The organism is Desulfitobacterium sp., assembly GCF_982384815.1.
On the sequence record NZ_CEVWNY010000054.1, the window covers coordinates 1 to 18,967 of the forward strand.

Annotated in this window: 19 protein-coding genes and 1 riboswitch; of the genes, 4 read left to right on the plus strand and 15 right to left on the minus strand. The window is 44.0% G+C overall.

The genetic code is table 11. The features are described 5' to 3' along the window. The 5 genes from AC1U9U_RS09550 to AC1U9U_RS09570 form a co-directional block, all read right to left on the minus strand. On the minus strand, positions 1–622 hold a 622-nt coding region (locus tag AC1U9U_RS09550), incomplete at its 3' end, for a C-GCAxxG-C-C family (seleno)protein (RefSeq protein ID WP_479960334.1). A gap of 78 nt (positions 623–700) precedes the next feature. Beyond that, positions 701–2,254, minus strand: a complete 1,554-nt coding sequence (locus AC1U9U_RS09555; protein WP_479960335.1) for a nickel-dependent hydrogenase large subunit — start codon at positions 2,252–2,254, stop codon at positions 701–703. Then, positions 2,255–3,214, minus strand: a complete 960-nt coding sequence (locus tag AC1U9U_RS09560; RefSeq protein ID WP_479960336.1) for a hydrogenase small subunit — start codon at positions 3,212–3,214, stop codon at positions 2,255–2,257. Positions 3,215–3,467: 253 nt separating this feature from the next. Beyond that, positions 3,468–3,851, minus strand: a complete 384-nt coding sequence (locus tag AC1U9U_RS09565; protein WP_479960337.1) for a DUF4363 family protein — start codon at positions 3,849–3,851, stop codon at positions 3,468–3,470. 19 nt (positions 3,852–3,870) lie between these two features. After that, on the minus strand, positions 3,871–4,602 hold the full coding sequence (locus AC1U9U_RS09570; protein WP_479960338.1) for a DUF421 domain-containing protein: 732 nt from the start codon (positions 4,600–4,602) through the stop codon (positions 3,871–3,873). A gap of 156 nt (positions 4,603–4,758) precedes the next feature. Here AC1U9U_RS09570 and AC1U9U_RS09575 point away from each other — a divergent pair, with 156 nt between their 5' ends. Together AC1U9U_RS09575 and AC1U9U_RS09580 are read left to right on the plus strand one after the other, a co-directional pair. Then, positions 4,759–5,064, plus strand: a complete 306-nt coding sequence (locus tag AC1U9U_RS09575; protein ID WP_479960339.1) for a UxaA family hydrolase — start codon at positions 4,759–4,761, stop codon at positions 5,062–5,064. A 3-nt stretch (positions 5,065–5,067) separates the two neighbouring features. After that, a complete protein-coding gene (locus tag AC1U9U_RS09580; protein WP_479960340.1) occupies positions 5,068–6,225 on the plus strand; it encodes a UxaA family hydrolase in 1,158 nt (385 codons plus the stop codon). A 77-nt stretch (positions 6,226–6,302) separates the two neighbouring features. On the opposite strand, the gene AC1U9U_RS09585 is transcribed toward AC1U9U_RS09580, so the two are convergent. The 10 genes from AC1U9U_RS09585 to AC1U9U_RS09630 all read right to left on the minus strand — a co-directional run bounded on the left by AC1U9U_RS09585 (position 6,303) and on the right by AC1U9U_RS09630 (position 16,574). After that, positions 6,303–7,241 carry a GGDEF domain-containing protein gene (locus AC1U9U_RS09585; RefSeq protein ID WP_479960341.1) on the minus strand — a complete coding sequence of 313 codons (939 nt, stop codon included), beginning with the start codon at positions 7,239–7,241 and terminating at the stop codon, positions 6,303–6,305. After that, complete coding sequence (locus AC1U9U_RS09590) at positions 7,234–7,869, minus strand: chemotaxis protein CheC (protein ID WP_479960342.1); 636 nt, start codon at positions 7,867–7,869, stop codon at positions 7,234–7,236. Before AC1U9U_RS09590 ends, AC1U9U_RS09585 begins: the two co-directional genes overlap by 8 nt. Continuing rightward, the gene (locus tag AC1U9U_RS09595; RefSeq protein WP_479960343.1) at positions 7,862–8,236 is read right to left on the minus strand and encodes a response regulator; all 375 of its coding nucleotides are present in this window, start codon (positions 8,234–8,236) and stop codon (positions 7,862–7,864) included. Before AC1U9U_RS09595 ends, AC1U9U_RS09590 begins: the two co-directional genes overlap by 8 nt. Before the next feature lie 199 nt (positions 8,237–8,435). Next, positions 8,436–9,290: a zinc metalloprotease HtpX gene (locus AC1U9U_RS09600; protein ID WP_479960344.1), complete on the minus strand. Its 855-nt coding sequence runs from the start codon at positions 9,288–9,290 to the stop codon at positions 8,436–8,438. A 130-nt stretch (positions 9,291–9,420) separates the two neighbouring features. Then, complete coding sequence (locus AC1U9U_RS09605; RefSeq protein WP_479960345.1) at positions 9,421–10,026, minus strand: hypothetical protein; 606 nt, start codon at positions 10,024–10,026, stop codon at positions 9,421–9,423. Then, the gene (locus AC1U9U_RS09610) at positions 10,019–11,131 is read right to left on the minus strand and encodes a ParM/StbA family protein (protein ID WP_479960346.1); all 1,113 of its coding nucleotides are present in this window, start codon (positions 11,129–11,131) and stop codon (positions 10,019–10,021) included. Before AC1U9U_RS09610 ends, AC1U9U_RS09605 begins: the two co-directional genes overlap by 8 nt. Before the next feature lie 110 nt (positions 11,132–11,241). Next, the gene (locus tag AC1U9U_RS09615) at positions 11,242–12,378 is read right to left on the minus strand and encodes a Ger(x)C family spore germination protein (protein WP_479960347.1); all 1,137 of its coding nucleotides are present in this window, start codon (positions 12,376–12,378) and stop codon (positions 11,242–11,244) included. Positions 12,379–12,410: 32 nt separating this feature from the next. Next, complete coding sequence (locus AC1U9U_RS09620; protein WP_479960348.1) at positions 12,411–13,928, minus strand: spore germination protein; 1,518 nt, start codon at positions 13,926–13,928, stop codon at positions 12,411–12,413. A gap of 13 nt (positions 13,929–13,941) precedes the next feature. Beyond that, positions 13,942–15,009, minus strand: a complete 1,068-nt coding sequence (locus AC1U9U_RS09625; RefSeq protein ID WP_479960349.1) for a GerAB/ArcD/ProY family transporter — start codon at positions 15,007–15,009, stop codon at positions 13,942–13,944. 191 nt (positions 15,010–15,200) lie between these two features. Beyond that, positions 15,201–16,574, minus strand: a complete 1,374-nt coding sequence (locus AC1U9U_RS09630) for an ATP-binding protein (protein ID WP_479960350.1) — start codon at positions 16,572–16,574, stop codon at positions 15,201–15,203. Between the two features lie 178 nt (positions 16,575–16,752). Then, positions 16,753–16,929, plus strand: a riboswitch (cobalamin riboswitch). Positions 16,930–17,030: 101 nt separating this feature from the next. Between AC1U9U_RS09630 and cobT the strand changes: the two genes are divergently transcribed. Further along, positions 17,031–18,173, plus strand: a complete 1,143-nt coding sequence (gene cobT / locus AC1U9U_RS09635) for a nicotinate-nucleotide--dimethylbenzimidazole phosphoribosyltransferase (RefSeq protein WP_479960351.1) — start codon at positions 17,031–17,033, stop codon at positions 18,171–18,173. A gap of 140 nt (positions 18,174–18,313) precedes the next feature. Then, entirely contained in the window at positions 18,314–18,934 is a 621-nt protein-coding gene (gene cobU, locus AC1U9U_RS09640) for a bifunctional adenosylcobinamide kinase/adenosylcobinamide-phosphate guanylyltransferase (protein ID WP_479960352.1), read from the plus strand. Positions 18,935–18,967 lie beyond the last annotated feature (33 nt).

Genomic DNA, 18,967 nt, shown 5'->3' on the forward strand with positions numbered 1-18,967 from the left:
GGCCACAGCGTTCGCTTCGGGCCTTGCTTTCGGCCTTCAGGCCGGAAGCATCGCACCATATACTAACCGAAACGTGGCAAAGTGGTGACCCTGAAACACTTTTATCCAGCGGGCCTTCATATTCCAACGCCTTACCGGCTACCGGAGTAAATTCGGGGAATGCATGATCACAATACCAACCAAACAATTCACTAACCACTTTATCGGCATCTTTCTTTTCCATCGTATAGTTAATCGCAGTAGCTGCACCGATGAGGGCCCCACAGAGAGTAGCCCAGCCTCCACCACCGGTACCACCCCATCCCAGAACCTGGGTCGGAACGTGGGTGTAGGGATAACCTATTTTATCTCTCAATTGGCCAATAATCGCTTCAAAGGCACCATACGAACACTTCGACTTACCATAGCCTGCATAACCGGCTTGTCTCGCCAGTTCGGGGTCAAGTTTTACATAAGGGTACGGAAAACTTGGTGCTTCACAATGCTCACCCGCTGGGGATTGGGTAGTTGCAGCTGCCACATCATTAGTATGAAAGATACTGGTACCAACGGCTAAGGCTCCAGCAGCCAGAATTCCCGATTTTAAAAATCTTCTTCTTGACAAATCCTTTTCCTCACTCATAGAAAAGCCTCCCTTTCTTGAATACCAACTATTTTTCTTTCACTTCTTGATACGTAATCCTCTGGGTTGACTCACCTCCTAAAGCCTTACTATCTTCTCCCCATTGACATCAATAAGATGCACAGCACATGCCAGACAGGGATCAAATGACCGAATTACCCGGACAATATTTACCGGATTGTTCGGATCAACGGTCAGTCCAATCAAGGCTTGTTCAAGCGGACCGGCCATTCCCTTGTCATCCCGTGGGGAAACATTCCAGGTTGTAGGTACTACCAGTTGATAGTTCTTAATTTTATGTTCATCGATTTTAACCCAATGGCCTAAAGCTCCCCGTGGAGCTTCGTTTATGGCAACCCCTTGAGCCTGAGCGGGGGGATCCCAGTGTAAAGCATCATGAATTGCCGGACGACCGGATTTACTGCTTAATAACTCTTCTAATTCATTCAGCCAACGATACATAGCCTCTATGACAAGCAATGTTTCCTGAGCGCGGGCAAGATGGCGGGCGACTGCTCCGGGTTTAATTCCATACCTGTTCATCAAATCGATCAATCCCGAATGCTGCATTACCAGCATCCGTGCCAGCGGTCCCACTTCAGGAGCTTCCCCGTTATAGCGGGGAGATTTAATAAAGGTATAAGCACCTTTTTTATCAAGATCGATTACAGTATCCCCTTCCCAAGGATGAGCGGGGCTTGCTTCGCGATACCAAGAACTAGCCACATCTTCCGTGATCTTGCTTATATCCAGTTCTTGAACAACTCCCGGTGACTTGCTGCTGATAAGGCCGCCCTTAAACAATCTCTCTTTACCCTGATCGTCCATCGGGAAACCGCCATAAGCCAGATAACTTCCAGAGCCGGCACCAACCCCGCCTCTCCCTAGTTCCAGCAGAGGACCGGAGCAAAATCTTACTACATCGGGAACATAGACGGTTTGAATAAACTGCACAGCCTCATTGAACAGAGTTTTAAAGGCCTTAAGCTGTTCCTGGGTGGGATAGATTGTAACTCCCCCAACCACTATACTGGATTGATGCGGCTGTTTTCCCCCCAGTATTGCCGACAACTTTTTCGCTTTGGCTTGAACCTTTAATGCCTCCAGGTAATGGGCCAGCATGGTAATTACAACTTCCGGATCGTTTACGGAATAAGCATCAGGCTTATATCTAGGGGTAAGGGGAGCGGTATCCCCCGCCTCCACTAAGGCCATGAGCTTTTTCTTAACGGCAAGCAACTCTTGATCATTGCCCTTATAATGCTGAATTGCCAGAACATCGAGATAATCCAAGGCAGAAAGATGATAAAAATGTAAAGGATGATCGTGCAGCCACATGGCACCTGTCAGCAGATTACGTATCAGTTGGGCGGCCCAGGGGACCTTGGCCCCATGGGCGTCTTCAACCGCCATTGCTGAGGTCCAGCCGTGTGATGCCACACATACTCCACAAACCCGTTCCGTGATGTAAACTGCGTCACGGGGATCTCTCCCTTGAAGAATCTGCTCAATGCCGCGAAACATTGTTCCTTGAGCCCAGGCGTTAGTAACAACCCCATTATCTATTTCCACTTCAATTCGTAAGTGGCCCTCTATTCTTGTCACGGGATCGACAACGATTCTCTTAGCCATCTACTTCTCCTCCTTGGGATTCACAAATAGGGGCGCGTAGCCATCATAGTATTCAGGCTGACTACAACCGGCACAGGGTGATCCGGCGTAACCGCAATAACTCACCCGATCATTCCACCAAGAACTTGCACAATCAGAGTAAGTTTCTTTCCCTTTACACCCCTTTTGATAGAGGCACCAATCCGTTGTGTCGGGATTATTCCAATCCGCCAGGAACTCTCCTTTTTCATAGTGGATGCGGCGGAAACAACTATCATGCAGGGTATAGCCGTAAAAAGCTTCCGGTCGATTATGGGCATCAAGTTTGGGTAAGGAATTTTTACCCAGGTAATATAAGAGTAATCCGACTAACCGGTCAGGCTTAACCGGACAGCTGGGAAGGTTAACTACTTTAACCTCTTTGAGCACATCTTGAGCCCCTACCGCCCCTGTGAAGCCGGCCCGCGGAATCCCTCCGTAGCAAGCGCAGGAACCCACAGCTATAACCGCTTCGGCTTTAGCAGCGGCTTTTTGGAATTGTTTGATAAAGGGTTGACCCTCAACCATACAATACCGTGGATCTGCGGTCGGGATAGCTCCCTCAAGCACGAGTAGGTAATTGCCTTTAGCTATACATTCTTCCAAGCTTTGAATTGCTTGTTCCCCGGAAGCCGCCATCAAGTTCGGATGGTAGCGCACCGAAAGGAGATCGAGGATAATCTGCTCCGGTCCCGGGTCAAGTGAAGCTAATAATGATTCACTACACCCGGTACATCCCTGTCCTTGCATCCAAATAACCGGTTTCTTCTGCAGGTTTGCTGCCGCTGCCTCCGCGATTTGGGGGGCATAACCCAAATCAAGCCCAAGTGCCGCGCATGTGATTGTGCACAGTTTCAAAAAGTCCCGCCTGGATACCCCTCTTCTTTCTAGACGTTGATATCCGCTTTCCACTGGGTTTTCATCTCGTTTCACAATCTTCACCTCTTTAAAAACTTTTACCTTGTAGCTAAAAAATATAAGTCCGGGGCCAATTCAGGTAGTGAAATAATTAACGACATAGCATGTAAATGTGAATACTTTAGCAATATCTGGTTTTAATATTAACTCTTTATTAATTCGAAATCTACAGAAAATTGCTTTATCTTCAATAATTTTTTTGAATTATGCTATTAGTATTCTTTATAATAAACTTAAGCAAAAAATTAAAGTTATAAATATTGCCGGACTTCCTTCTTTAAAAAATATTCTGCAAAGTAACGGTCGCAGTATCCGCTATATGATTGAATAACAATAGTAAAGCGGAAACCTCACCTAAGCTTAGGGCCGGTTCTTTTTCGACAATATATTTTTCCACCCGCTCTAAGCTTACTTCGATATTGTCAATCTCTTGATGATTCAACAAAATACTCCAGATCATTTTGGTTTCCTGCCAATCCAGCTTAACCTTCCCGATTTCCTGAATCGCATTATCCCAATTTCTTTCTTGAACTAACTTCTCCACAGAGGAAAGCTTCCCGACCAAGATATCTGTCGATTGATATAGGTATTGATTATGCCAATATCCACCAAAAATTATGATAAGAATAATTGTTGCCGCTACTGCGTAGGTTCTTAGCACAAGTATCCCTCCTCATAAGCTATTTTTTCTTATGTTTAGAAATATTTTGTTTCGAGGATTCCCTTCCTCTCCTTACATACTTTTCCTTACCTTGAAGGTAGAGATTATCAGCTGAGTCTAAACTTGCTAAAAAAACTTGGTCTATGCTATTAAGCTGTTGCTTTTTAAGTTCTTTTTCCAGCCAAGCCTTGTCCTTCCCCGTTAAAGCAAGGGCCCTTTCATTGAGAATGCCATCCATAATAAAAATAATAGGAAGCCCCTCATAAGCCGGTTGCAATTTTAAATCCTCCGGTGTTACCGGACGTTTTGTCGATTTAGGTAAAACACTGATCTGGCCATTAGTCTCGAGAATTGCAAATTCCACATCGGCGATATTAGGAATACTGCGCATCCGCAGTTCTTCTACTAAATCCGATAAGGGCAAGCGATTGCGCACCAACTCGTGTTCGACAATTTTTCCCCTCTCGATTAATATGGAAGGGGTGCCGTTAAAAATATTCTTTGCCCGCTCGCTTTTTAATTCTAGATAAGAAATGGATATACTGATGAAAACTAAAACCAAAATCGGAATAATCCCGGAAATCAAAGGAATGCCGATATCTTCGCTGGGGATAGCGGCCAAATCCGATATCATCAGGATTACTACCAACTCAAAGGGTTGCAGTTGCCCAATCTCACGTTTACCCATCAGGCGCAAGGCCGCAATGACAAAACAATAAAGAATCAATGTCCTTATGGCAATAATAAACATATTCAGGCAACTCCTTTCAAAACGCCATAAAGCGGCAGATGCGTTATAGTATTTCTTAGACACCTGATAATTATGTATTAACCCATTAAAAATAGATTATGGTATAATAATTGTGTTATATTATAGTTTTAAAAATGACAAGAATGGAGGAACAGTGTGAAAAAACGGGCAGTTGTAATACACGAAAAAGATAATGTTGCTACCTGTGTGGATCATATATCTGCCGGTACCACCATTTCATTTTTTAGGAGTGGGAAAAAGCAAACACTATTGGTTAGCCAGGATATCCCCTTAGGCCATAAGGTAGCCATTCTTCCTATTGCCAAAGGTGAAGATGTACTGAAATACGCCGAAAGTATCGGTGTTGCCACAAGTGCTATTGAACCCGGTCAGCACGTTCATGTTCATAACATGGAATCCAAACGTGGTCGGGGCGATTTAGAGCAAAGCAAGGAGGCTTAAGCAATGAAAATCTTCGGTTATCGCCGTCCCGATGGACAATTTGGCATCCGCAATCATCTCCTCATTCTGCCGACCTCCGTATGCTCATCCACGGTCGCCGTAAATATTGCCTCCCAGGTTCCCGGTGCCGTGGCCCTTCCCCATCAACATGGTTGCTGCCAGCTAGGGGCCGATTATGAGCAGACCCTGCGTACCTTAATCGGACTCGGCCAAAACCCCAACGTGGGGGCAGTCTTGGTTGTAGGCTTAGGATGTGAGGGTATTCCCATCCGGGAAACAGCAGATGAAATAGCCAAAACCGGAAAACCGGTCCAAGCTATTATCATTCAAGAAAACGGTGGAACTTTAAAAACTACTGCTTCAGGCGTACAAATCGCCGGCCAAATGGCACGGGATCTTTCCCTTCTAAAACCGGAGGAGGCACCGATTACTGATCTTTCCCTAGGTATTGAGTGCGGCGGATCAGATTTTACCTCTGGTTTAGCCTCTAATCCTGCTGTAGGAACTGCCTCGGATCTTTTAGTCAAAGCCGGAGGCACGGCCATGCTTTCCGAAACTACCGAATTTATCGGTGCTGAGCATGTCCTCGCCAAACGAGCCAAATCCCCCCAAGTAGCTCAAAAATTAATTCGGATCGTCGAGGACACCGAACTTCGAGCCAAGCAACTCCATGTAGATCTCCGGGATGGACAACCTACCCCCGGCAATATCGCCGGCGGCATTAGCTCCATTGAAGAAAAATCCTTAGGTTGTATTTATAAAGCCGGCCATTCCATAATCCAGGATATCCTAGCCTACGGGGAAGCTCCCCAAGGCAAAGGCCTTTATGTTATGGATACACCGGGCCAGGACGTGGAATCTATGGCCGGAATGCTGGCCGGAGGGGTACAAATCCTCGTCTTTACTACCGGCCGCGGCACTCCCACCGGCTCGCCCATTGCCCCGGTGATTAAGATCACAGCCAATGGCGATACCTATCAAAAAATGGCCGATAACATCGACCTTGATCTATCAACCATTATTTCCGGAGAGGAAACCATCGAACAAGCCGGTCAACGAATCTTTGATGAGATGATCGAAGTGGCCGGCGGGAAGTTAACGAAGTCGGAAAGTTTGGGACACCAGGAATTTGGTATTTTCCGGATCGGCGCAACTTTTTAAATTATAATACCGAGCAGAACCTCTACCTAGATTAAAAAGAGCCGCTACGACTCAAATAAGTTGTAGCGGCTCCTCTATTAAAGACTGCCTAAACAGCAACAAGCTTTTTTCTTACCGGTTTTATTAAAATACATATTCTGGTCGGACTTGGCAATCAGCTTATCAATACAATCTCCATCATCAGGATAAAAACTAACCCCGATGCTGAAGGAAAGCTCAACCTCTATTCCGTTAATCTTGATGAACCGCTCCGGGTGATTAATAATCCGCGAAGCAATTACTTGATAATTATGGGGAGCTAGGAGATTAGGCAGAAGAACTAGGAATTCATCTCCACCATACCGGGCAACGGTATCGTTCTTTCTGATAACCTCAGTTAATATCTTGGCCACTTGCACAAGTGCCTTATCGCCAACCTTGTGACCATAGGTATCGTTGATCATTTTAAACCTATCTACATCAATGAACATAAGACCTAAAATAGTATTATTTCTCTTGGCATTTTCCAAGAATTTATCTGCCAATTTATAAAAAAACGTTCGATTGGGAATCCCTGTTAAGCAATCATAATAAGCCATATTCTCAATGATTTTTTCTTTCTCTTTTAGTTCTTTATTAACCTTAGAAAGCTCCATCACATTATTTCTTAAACGTTCGATCTGGATAAATTGACTTGTAACGTCAATGAATTCCATAAGCAGGAACTTAGAACTCCCCTCTAAGAAACGGCTTATCTTAACATTAAACTTGTGGTCCGGATCAAGGATATTTGTATGCAAGGCAGCAGAAAGAAACATTTTACTGCCATTATTTAAGCAGTCCTTGAGGACTTTTTCAATATATGTATTCCGTAATTTGGGCAACACTTCATAAATATGCTGATTAATTATTTCTTTCTTATCATATCCGATAAACCTTGAAAGGTATTGGTTACAGCACCCAATTCTCATTTCCTCATTAAGGATTAAAATCCCAACATCAATGTTATCAATAATATTAAACAAAAATCTATCCATCTAACTCAACTTCCATCTTTTCAATTTTCCCCATTAATTCCTTTAAAGAAGATAAGGTTAGGTTGATCATTATCGCACCATCAATTTCCGTTTCATCGATAACGAAGGTAATCGATAACATAATTATAATGCGCGAATATTCTTTAATATTTAAAGTAAAATCATTCTTATTGAAAATTTTAACCTCAGGCAAAGAATAATCTAAATTAATTTGTAAAAAATTGCTCACTCCACCAATAATGCTGTTTAAAACGATATTGCCGATTTCTTTAATAATATCAAAATCAATATCGGAAAAGTTTAAATCGTTGTTTTCTTCAGGGGCAGCCTCATTTACACAGAGATTAATAAAAGTTCTCATTTTTTTAGCGGGAAAAATAAGGTTTGCTTTACCGGTCAGTGTATTATCAAAACTGATTGAGGAAACCATGAGGGTTCCATCCGTTTCTATCGGTAAAAAAGCATCATCAATTTCATAATGGCCATGGTTATTATCGATGATTTTAAGTTTGGGCACATTTAATAATAAGGTGCGGTCAATCATCTCCGACAGCAAGCTCGCCGCTTGCCCCACCGAGATATTAAATAACTCGTTTAAAATATCATATTTAAATTTTTCCTCATCCATTCTTATCATTCCTTATTACTTCGCATATTGCCTTTGCCTTTTCTTCATTAAAAGGCTTATTAATAAATTCTACGATATTGTACCGACTAATCTCTTCTCTTACATTTTTCTGTATGTCCGCTGATACCACGATAATTTTTGCCTTAGGGTCATATTGCTTGATAAGAGCGATCAATTCTCGGCCATGTAGTTTGGGCATCAATAAGTCCAAAAACACATAATCCGGTTTTAACGCTTTGTAACGTTCGAGCCCCTCCTCACCGTCATTGGCAAAAGAAATCTCCGCCCCATTTAAGTATTTTTCAATAAGCCGAGCGTTTACTTTTTGCGAAAAGAGGGAATCATCAACAATTAAAATCTTAGCCATCCTCACGCTACCCTCCGAATACTATTAGTCACTTAAAGTAGTAATAATTTTTAGTCTGGTTCAATTCTAATCCGTACCATCACAAAAATCAATGCTAATACAATTGCCGGATAGAAAATGACCAGCTTAGGCTAAAAATAAATATTATCTCTAACCAGGCTGGCCAAAATATTATATCCATATCAAAGCTTATTGTGATTTAATGTTGTCCCAGATCATAGAGCCGTCTTACCCTTTCTTCAATCGGGGGATGTGTGCTGAATAGATTCGCTACTCTCCTTGAATTCAAAGGATTCACAATAAACATATGGCTGGCGGAGGGATTAACCTGCATGGGGATAACTTGCGAGCCTCGCTCTAATTTCTGAAGAGCATTAGCCAGACCATAGGAATTGCCGGCAATCTCTGCTCCCGAAGCGTCGGCAAGATACTCACGGGAACGGGAAATTCCCATTTGAACCAGCAAAGCCGCAATCGGACCCAAAATGATCATGGGCAGAGCAGCAAGACCGCCTCCTTCGTCATCGTTGCCACCTAAGCCGCCGAACATCAAGGCCCACTGTGCCCAATGGGCCAACATGGTAATGACACCGGCCATGACAGCCGCTAAAGTACTGATCAGGATATCTCGGTTTTTGATGTGAGCCATTTCATGGGCTAAGACCCCTTCCAATTCCTCACGATTAAGAAGCTGCATTAACCCTTGAGTTACGGCAATCGCCGCATGCTTAGGATTCCGTCCGGTGGCAAAGGCATTGGGTTGAGGTGAAGGAGTCATATACAGTCTTGGCATCGGCAAGCCGGCGTTGTCCGCAAGTTTTTCTACCAGTGCGTAAAGCTCCGGGCTCTGTTCACGGCTAAGGGGTTGGGCCTTGGTCATGGCCAAGGCCATCTTATCGCTAAACCAGTAGCTGCCGAAATTCATGACCAGGGCGAAGATAAAGGCCGTTTGCATGCCACCCCGGCCATCGATGGCAGCACCGGCAAGAATAACCAGAACCGTCAATAAACCCATCAAAAAAACAGTCTTTAACTGATTTCCGAATCCACTCATACAAACATCTCCTCTCAAAAACACATTACACTATCTTTTATTCTATACTTTTTTCATATCTCTTAGACATACGTTGATCCATACCAAATCAGGACTAGCCGGTTTGCGGGTTTTTATTTACGGATTGTCTCTACTCTCCGACTTTACTTCTTTTCTGAAAGAAATTAAGCACCTCAGGATCCGCTTCTTCCCCTATAACTTGGTTAAGAACAAAATCTAAACCCTTGGAACCGACCTTCAGAATAGGTTGGTTGGGAAACTCAATCTGTTCTGCTTTTGGTTCCAGCCCTTCTATACTATTACTCGCTTTTGCACCACCGACAACTTTGCTTATCCTATCCGAGCCCTGAAGATGGTTAATTTTTGGGCCTGACCGAAAAAACTCAAGAACTTCGTGATCATCTTCGTCGCCAATTAGCTGAAAAAGATGGTTTAAAGAACTCGCCGGTGCCGCCGACACATCTTGTAAAGATTGGTCGGATAGGGTGCTAGGGGGATTATTTTGGGGATCATTTCCGATATTCTCCGGGGGAGGTACAAACAGAGCTTCCAACCCCCAACTCCCTTGTGAAGGATCTTCCTTCACGTTCTTCGCCGCTAAAATATCACCGACATATTGATGTAAGGCTTTCTTGATAATTCCCTCTCTTTCTTCCCGAGAAAGTGGAAAAAGATACTGCCATAGATCTTCATCTTCCTTCCCAAAATTAAGAGTGAGGGGAAAGCTTTTATTCATGATTAGCATTGGCCTTCTTGGTTAGGTTATTGACCAAATTCGCTGCCATAATTCTGAAGCCTGTGGCATTACCGAACTGGGGATTATCAACTAAGACTTTATTTTCAAATTGTAAGTGGTCAAAAACCAGTTCCCCTACTTTTCCCGCTACTAGAACCGTATGGATCTTACCCAGCATTGGCTTCAGGGACTTTTTGACTTCCCGGGAAATATCCGTTCCCAACTGCTCCAACATACCTTGCATGACGGGATTGAGGTTGATGGCCCCATTGTTCCAGGGATACATCCCTCCGTTGACCCGGAAGATCTTGTCCAGTTCTTTATCATCAGTTTCAATGGGGTTTAAATGATTATTGGTCATTTCCTTTAACTTTTCGGCAACACCGGTATAAGCCCATTTCAATCCTTTTTCGATACTGAAGGAATTGGGCGGATCCAACATAACTCCATCATAAAAAGTTGCTACATCTGTGGTTCTAAATCCGGGGTCGATCACAACCACGTAACCATTGAATAATTTGGGGCTGGTGGGGATTCCATACTCGTTTAAGGTTTCTTTGATAAAAACACCATAGCTTTGAGGTAGGACGCGAGAACGAATAATTGTTAATTGGCGAGTCTGTCCTTTAAAGGGACCTGAACGAAAGGTAACCGACCAAGACCCTTTAAGCTCAGCTTCATATTTATCTTTTAAGGCGGCGTAATACTTAACGGGAACACCGGTTCCCAAATAAATATTGGCCTTGGGTTCCCTCTGAGCTATTGCTAAGGCCACGACCAACAGGGCTGTTGCCTCTTCATCTGTGGACTTATCCTCATCCCAACAATAATGGGCTTCATTAGGATTCAGGCTTTCAGCCAGACTACCCATGAAATAATGGCGAGCAATTCCTGTAGAATGATTAGTTACGACAACATCCAAAGCGGCAATCTGCATTTCTTCTTCGCTTCCCCTACCAACATTGCTATTGCCTAAAGTAGAGAAAATCCGTTCATTTCCCTTACAAATGACCGCCGGAAACAGCACTTTAGTGTCCCCTGCATCCAGCTTAATAGCTCCAAACCCCGGATCTCCCCCAGCTATGAGAATATCATTTTCAAACACCAGTGTTCCTCCTCACCAATTCGTGGAATTCCGTTATGATCGGATAAAAAGCGATTAATTTTAATTGTATACCAGAAATTGTTTGGCGTCCATCCCTTATGGCAGCGTTGTTAGGTAATGGACCCTCGTGAATTTATCTTTCCATGAACTAGAATCTCTACATCCAAATCAGGAAAGATCTCCTCCCATTTATCTTTATGTTCTTGCCAATAATCCGGATATTTCCGCATTACATTTAACCCCAAACCAAGAATATCTACTTTTAGCTCTTTTTGAGCTTTCTCCAAAGTGACTTGAATTTCTTCAATGATCGCTTTATTTAAGATATTTGTTAATTCTTCATACTCTTCTTTGGTTTTCGTCTCAGCATGATCCATTCGCTCCCCCAGATTACAGACCGCATCAACATCAATCTCAAACTTCAGATTTTCTCCTTCTAAGATCGGTTTTACCTTAGTCTTAGCACGCATAATTTCGAAGGAGATCTTGGTAGCATCCATTGTTGCCGTGATAATGCCACTTTTAATTTCATCCTCAATCCATAGTAAACCCCTCGCCTCATCATCATCCAGCCAAGCAATGAGCTTATCTTCCTTAAAAGCACTTCCGCCCTCTATGACAAAAGTAGTCTCTCCCTTTTCCTCAATAAATCGCACCTTACCAACGACCGGTTCAATTCCCTCACAGTAAAGCATACTGAAAAGATTCAGTAAGTTAGCCGGGGTAGATTTCGATAAGGATTTATAATTCTCCACCAGGGATTTTAGATTCAAAGCACTGATTAATGCTTCATTGGAAGGGGCCCGGATAATCTCCTCTGCTTTTCCCTCCGTAACCAGAACCCAGGTTAAAAGCCGAAATTCCGGGTCACGCTCCAAAAAATCTAAAACCGGCAAAATCCCCTTACGAGCAAGCTCTTCACCAAAAACTATTACTTGCATATGAGGATAATAAAGTCGATGCCCGGACTTCTTCATTAAATTACGAATTGCATCAAAAAGGGTTTCCCCCTCACTGTATTCAACACGCATGGGATTCTTTGGGGTTTGCCCCCTCGTGGTAGCGGATTGGGGATTAATGACTTGAACCGTCAGCTTAATCCCTCCCTGCTCATTAAGGTCTATGCCCATCGCACCGACAATACCTATCTCATTCAGTTCTCGGTAATTCCAGCATCCTGGTAAAAAGAGTAAAATAGCGATAATTAGAATCAACCCAATGGCCCTTTGCTTAATAGGATTAGTCATTTGGCAACGACCGCCCCTCCGTTTTTGTGCTGTTAATTACTTTTTCGCTTGGGAATCCCCAGCCTCTTCTTCAGGGTATTTCTCCCTTGGCGATCACTGTTGCTGATTAAAGTTGGACGAGTAAACATTGTCCATAGGGGCAAACGAACCACTCCATCTTTCATATCTCCAAAATTAGTCGGAATAAGCGGCGATAAATAAGGCACCCCAAAAGAGCGTAAGTTAGCTAAATGAATGTAGATAACAATTAAAGTCATTAACCACCCGAACATTCCCATTAGAGTAGTGACCATGAGGAAAATTAAACGCAAAATAGATGTTGGTGCAGTCATGGGCGGAGTAAGGTATCCGGAAATTACGGTCAGAGCTACCACAATCACCATTGCCCGACTGACAAAACCTGCTTGAACAGCCGCTTCACCAAGAACGAGAGCCCCCACGATACTAACAGCTTGGCCGATGTTGCCCGGTATCCTAATGCCCGCCTCCCGTAAGATCTCATAAACGATCCCCATCGACAAAGCTTCGAAAACTGCCGGAAAAGGGATTCCTTCCCGCCCCCCACTCATCGAAATGAGGAGATTTGTGGGGATCATTTCCTGATGATAGGCTTGGACAGCCACGTAAAAGGCGGGAAGATTGGTAGAAAAATAGAAGGCTAAATAGCGAATGAGCCGAATAAGGGAAGCATAATAAGGGCGTGAATAGTAATCTTCCGGATTCTGAAAGGCTTCTACAAATAGATAGGGTACGGTTAAAACAAAAGGTGTTCCGTCAACCAGAATGCCGACCCGCCCTTCCATGAGCTTGGCCGCTAATTTATCGGGCCTTTCTGTTGCACCCACTGTAGGAAAAATTGAGCGAGGTCCATCCTCGATTAATTGTTCAATATAACCACTTTCCAGGATAGCATCAATATCAATCTCCTCGAGCCGATGCTTTACCTCGCCGATAAGTTTCGGGTTTGCAATCCCTTCGAGATAAACCACATAGATAGTAGTTTTGGTGCGCTTGCCAAGACTCATAACTTCAAACCGCAGACTCTCATCTTTAATTTTACGGCGCAATAAACCGGCATTAACGGCAATGCTTTCGACAAATCCCTCCCGAGGGCCACGAACTATCGTCTCAGTTTCCGGCTCTTGAATACTGCGCTTTTCTCCGCCAAAGGTGTCCATAATTAAGACTTCTGAAGAACCTTCTAAGAAAAAGGCCGTTTTACCGAATAATAGCGCTCGGGATACTTGATCAAAAGTGGTAGTCTTGATTAACTGACTGTCGGCGAGGACCTCACTTTGGACAATTTCTATGGATAGCTTGGCTTCACCATCTAAGCAATTTTCATGGTTACGGAACTCGATTAAGGGTTTAATAATTGAATAGCTAAGATATTCCTGCTGTACCAATTCCCTCAGATAAACCAGCAACCCGTTACCCCTGTTACCAAAGGATATGTCACGAAAAGCAAGCTCCGTGGTATTGAAAATTTCGATTAAATATTGGCGATTCTCTTCTAATCCCTTATAAATAGCCGGTTTTTCCTTAAACATTTATTTTCCTCTTTTATCCTTTAATTTTTTCCTTTACGATAAAAATTAAATATAGGAGAGTCACAGACCCTATTTCAAAACCTAAGGCATAGACAGAAAAAACTTCTTTCAATAGCCAATTATTAGCTTGGCCGCCGAGGTAAGCGACAACTGAAGCAATATATAGGATCGCGCCGATAGTGCAACCTAGGAAGGCTCGGGATTTTTTGAAAAAAATCTTACTTAACCCCTCCGCAGCAGCATAATGAAATAAAGCAATGATAAAAAAGCCTCCCGCTGTCCAAGATACAACTTGAAAGGCTTCTATTCTTTCAACAAAATCTCCCGCTTCCACTATTTGAGCGAGCAGAAATACGGAGTAAACTTGCCGCGAACTTACCTCCACACCAATGGCCAGAATTACAATGAAAACATTTAGTGCAAAAAGACAAATTCCTGAACCTATGCCGAGAAGTTTAATCTTAAAAGCTTTTTGGGGTTCATTGTGATAAGCCATAATCACGCTCATAATTATACAAGCTCCGAACCAAGCGGCTAGAAGAACGGCACCATGGACAACCTCCATAAAATTGTGTTGAAACATGGGTCTTAAGTTCCAAGTATCCATCTTAGTCAAATTTAAGAGGGCGATAAACAACGATGATCCTAACACAAAAGGAGCTATAAGCCCAGGGAGTCGCATTATAACCTCGATTCCGGTATATGTCGCATAGGTACTAACGAGTATTAATACTAAAGCAAAAACATATTTCGGAGTCTCAGGCATGATTACGGAACCAAAAAAATCCGAAAGGGTCTGAAGAGCGGTAAAAGCTACGAACGTAAAAAAAAGACTAAATAAACCATTAATAATTTTACCTATAAATTTTCCTAAAATCTTTTCGCTATATTGAAAGATCGTCCGTCCCTTAAACTTCAGCCCCATTTTAAAGAGAAACCAGCCCAGGATCACTTCCATAACCAGGGCCAAGAGTATTGCTTGCCAAAAATCCTGCCCCAAATCTATGATGATCAGATTAGGGAGCCCGAAGGATACAGACATTATCATAAAATAGGTTAAAAAAACTTGTTGGTTAGACACTCGATATTTCAATGATTTCACACTTTCATTTCCAGGTTAATATTAGGATGAACACTCAGCCTAATCCTATACATCCTTTTCCGGACAATTAACCCCTTTACCCTTCTCCCTGCCCTGAAAAAGTCAGGCATGTGTGAAATAAAAATAGCCGGCCATTCAGCCGGCTATGAAAGCAGCGTTGAGGAAAAAATTCAACGTTGAGGGTCTGCAAAGGTTGTGCCTTGCTTGGCAAGCATATAATCCACGAATTGACGAGCTGTTCGACCGGAACGGGCATTATGATTCATGACCCACCGCAAAGCCTGCTGTCTTAAATAATCTCCGGGGACTTGAAGCCCTTCTTGGCTAGCTAACTCTTCCACTATCTTAAGATATCCCTCCTGGTCCGGGGAGGGGAAGGTTACCGTAATGCCAAATCGGTCAGAGAGGGATAATTTTTCTTCCATATTATCACGGCGATGGACCTCATCCCCTTGCCGCTCGGCAAAGGTCTCCCGCACAAGGTTACGCCGATTAGAGGTGGCATAAATCAAAACGTTTTTGGGCTTGCCTTCAAGGCCGCCTTCCAGCAAAGTTTTCAAGTTCTTATAATCTGCTTCGGTATCTTCAAAGGATAGATCATCGATGAAGATGATGAATTTCAGGGGCTGTTTTGCAAGGAGGGCAATGATTTTGGGATAATCCTGCAAGTCGGTTTTTGCTAATTCCACAAGGCGCAGCCCCTGCTCACAGTATTCATGGAGCAGAGCCTTCACCAAAGAAGATTTGCCTGTTCCCCGGTTACCGTAGAGTATTATATTATTGGCCGAATAACCCCTAATGAAGAATTCCGTATTCTCGAGAACAATCCCCTGCTCACGCTCTTGGTTGATCAATTGGCTTTTGCGCATGGGATCGGCGGTAACGGCTTCTAACTTGCCGGTATTGCTTCGCCATTTTAGTGCCATGCTTTGGCTGAATAATCCGGTACCCATCTCCTGATAGTATGTGAGAAGCGCATTTACCATGTCCTCGGCAGTCCCTTGCCTTAGTACTTCTTTGAGTCGGCCTTGGGTAGCCATTAGATAATTTTGAGCAAAATTATTATCATGACTGAAACACTCCCTGCCAACACTTAGCCAATTAGGCCAGCTTGCCGGAGCAAAAGGCGCCTCCTGCCATAACTCCTTGTGCTCTTTCATTTCCCCGGCTAACCGCTGATTAATTACTTCTTTAATCTCTTCACTTGTCATCCGGGTAAGCTCACGGCAGCAAAGGAGATCACGTCCGGCTAATTCACGCAGGTGGCTGGATAATCCGCTTTTCCCGCCTTGGGCAACTTGTCTGCTGAACTCATTTTTATCCTGAATGATCCGCTCCCAAAGGTACTCCGGCCACTGAACTTCGGTAGCTAAGGAAGTGAAACGGTGATACTCCTTATAGACTTCCCTGAAATCTAATTCTTGGGATCCCGCCTGCTCTAAAAGTGACTTAAAAGCAGCTACTATCGGATCCTCTTTTATTCCATGAAAAATAACCATGCCGTCAATAAGCAAGGACAACCGATTCATTATATTTTTACTCACCGGTAATGCACATCCTTAACAATTATAATTTTAATGGTTGTGTTCTAGTACAACGTATATTTTATATCATAATTCCTTCAAAACATGAAGTAAAGAGCAAATGGCAAATCAATTTTTCCTTCGCTTTTGACCCAAGACCCTTGACAAAAACTTGTCTTTTGGTATTCTATAAATAACTTAATATTCTAACATTCTTCGGTGCCCCATCTGGGGAGAATAGGAAAACCGGTGTAATTCCGGTGCGGACCCACCACTGTGAAAGATGAGCCTAGACCATAACCACCGGCACTTGCCGGGAAGGGGTTGTAGGTGCTTGAGTCTGAGCCAGGAGACCTGCCAAGAATGCATAAATTCTTTCCAGGGGTGATTGGAAAGGGTGTTGGCGATGAAGGCAAAGTCCCGACCACTTATAAGTGGCGGGACTTTATTTTTTTACTAAAAAGGAGAGGATTAAAGATGACTAAACAAGAATTAAATCAAGAAAAACTATCTCCAGAGAAGTTCTGCGAACGCCAGGACCTTTCCACCGCTAGCTTAGAAGAGTGCGAGGCCGTTTTGAACCAGCTCGTCCAAGGAATTCAGGATTTAGACGAAAAATCAATGGAAGCTGTGCAAGTACGTCTTGACTCCTTAACAAAACCCCAGGGCAGCCTAGGAGTTTTGGAGGAAATCGCCAAACAACTAGGTGGCATTCAAGGTGATCCTTGGCCGAAAATCGATAAGAAAGCCGTACTCGTCATGGCCGGGGATCATGGTGTCGTAGCTGAAGGAGTCAGCGCTTTCCCCCAAGAAGTCACTCCCCAAATGTTTTATAATTTCTTGGGCGGTGGAGCGGGTATCAATGTTCTTTCCCGCCATGCTAATGCAGAAGTGATCTGCACTGATGTGGGTATCGCCTTCCCCTTAGATCCTCCCGAGCTTATGCGTAACCGTGTAATGAATGGAACCCGTAATATGGCCCAAGGACCCGCCATGAGCCGTAAGGAAGCCCTTCTTTCCTTATTAACCGGGGCAAAAATTGCCCAACAAGCTATAAATTCCGGTGTCCAAGTCTTAGCTACTGGCGAAGTAGGTATTGGCAATACTACTCCTAGCGCAGCCATTATCTCCCTTTTTACCGGATTACCGGCCGCAGCAGTTACCGGCAGAGGAACGGGCCTCGATGATGCCGGTTTAATTCGCAAACAAGAAGTTATCACCCGTGCTATCGAAATCAATCGGCCGGATCCTGAGGATGGAATCGATGTCCTTAGCAAAATCGGTGGTTTGGAAATCGGTGCCCTGGCCGGTGCTATCCTGGCCGCAGCCTACTCCCGTGTACCCATCATTTTGGATGGGGTAATCTCCACAGCGGCAGCCCTTATCGCCGCCAAAATATGTCCCACGGCCCGCTTCTATCTCATCCCATCTCATTCCTCTGTGGAGATTGGTCATGTTGCCGCCTTGAAGCACCTAGAACTTAAACCGGTTATGCACCTGGACTTCAGGTTGGGTGAAGGGACCGGTGCCGCAATTGCCTTCCACCTGCTGGATGCCTCCATCCACATCCTTAAGGAAATGGCTACCTTTGAATCTGCCGGGGTAAGTAATAAAGAATGACTAACGAAAATAGCACGGTGGCCATTCCCAACAAACTGAACTGCCCTTTTGACAATTCAAAATATGCTATTATAAAAGAACATAATCCTGTCATGGAGCTCAAAATCAGCTAAAAGCCAAAAGTTATAACGGAGGTATATATGTCAAATTTTGTTCTCGTTACCGGTGGGGCCCGCAGCGGTAAAAGCCGTTTTGCCGAACTTATGGCTGCCCATCCCCGTTTGCCCGTAATTTATGTGGCCACGGCCCAAGTCTATGACGAAGAAATGGCTCTGCGGGTAAAAAAACATCAGGAGCAACGTCCCTCCAACTGGGAGCTTGTCGAAGAACCTCTGGCTCTCGCCTCTGTCCTGGAACAATATCGTAAGGAAAATGCCGTAATTCTAGTGGACTGCGTAACCTTGTGGCTGACCAATCTTCTCCTTGCCAACTATCCGGAGGAGGAAACTCTCCAAGAACGGGGCCACTCCAAAGTCATGGATGAAATTGAGCAATGGATTCTTGAACAAGTTCGTACCGTTGCCCACTTAGCCCAAGCAATCACTCCTCAGGTCATTATGGTAACTAATGAGGTGGGTGAAGGAATCGTTCCCGACAATCCCCTTTCGCGAGTTTACCGGGATCTAGCCGGCAGAGCCAATCAAATCCTTGGCAGGGGAGCTTCGCAGGTATATTCCGTAGTAGCCGGTTATCCGATGGAGATCAAAGCCGCCGGACACTCCTTACTGCATACTTTAAGCGCAGAAGAGGATTCGAAATAAGCGCAAGCTATGGATTTCTATAACCTATTAAAC

What these genes read in the sequence shown, in the direction of transcription:
- AC1U9U_RS09600 (WP_479960344.1), bottom strand. Translation starts at nt 9,290, where the DNA reads ATGAGTGGATTCGGAAATCAGTTAAAGACTGTTTTTTTGATGGGTTTA.
- AC1U9U_RS09585 (WP_479960341.1), bottom strand. Translation starts at nt 7,241, where the DNA reads ATGGATAGATTTTTGTTTAATATTATTGATAACATTGATGTTGGGATT.
- cobU (WP_479960352.1), top strand. Translation starts at nt 18,314, where the DNA reads ATGTCAAATTTTGTTCTCGTTACCGGTGGGGCCCGCAGCGGTAAAAGC.
- AC1U9U_RS09605 (WP_479960345.1), bottom strand. Translation starts at nt 10,026, where the DNA reads ATGAATAAAAGCTTTCCCCTCACTCTTAATTTTGGGAAGGAAGATGAA.
- cobT (WP_479960351.1), top strand. Translation starts at nt 17,031, where the DNA reads ATGACTAAACAAGAATTAAATCAAGAAAAACTATCTCCAGAGAAGTTC.
- AC1U9U_RS09595 (WP_479960343.1), bottom strand. Translation starts at nt 8,236, where the DNA reads ATGGCTAAGATTTTAATTGTTGATGATTCCCTCTTTTCGCAAAAAGTA.
- AC1U9U_RS09580 (WP_479960340.1), top strand. Translation starts at nt 5,068, where the DNA reads ATGAAAATCTTCGGTTATCGCCGTCCCGATGGACAATTTGGCATCCGC.
- AC1U9U_RS09570 (WP_479960338.1), bottom strand. Translation starts at nt 4,602, where the DNA reads ATGTTTATTATTGCCATAAGGACATTGATTCTTTATTGTTTTGTCATT.
- AC1U9U_RS09590 (WP_479960342.1), bottom strand. Translation starts at nt 7,869, where the DNA reads ATGGATGAGGAAAAATTTAAATATGATATTTTAAACGAGTTATTTAAT.
- AC1U9U_RS09555 (WP_479960335.1), bottom strand. Translation starts at nt 2,254, where the DNA reads ATGGCTAAGAGAATCGTTGTCGATCCCGTGACAAGAATAGAGGGCCAC.
- AC1U9U_RS09615 (WP_479960347.1), bottom strand. Translation starts at nt 12,378, where the DNA reads ATGACTAATCCTATTAAGCAAAGGGCCATTGGGTTGATTCTAATTATC.
- AC1U9U_RS09620 (WP_479960348.1), bottom strand. Translation starts at nt 13,928, where the DNA reads ATGTTTAAGGAAAAACCGGCTATTTATAAGGGATTAGAAGAGAATCGC.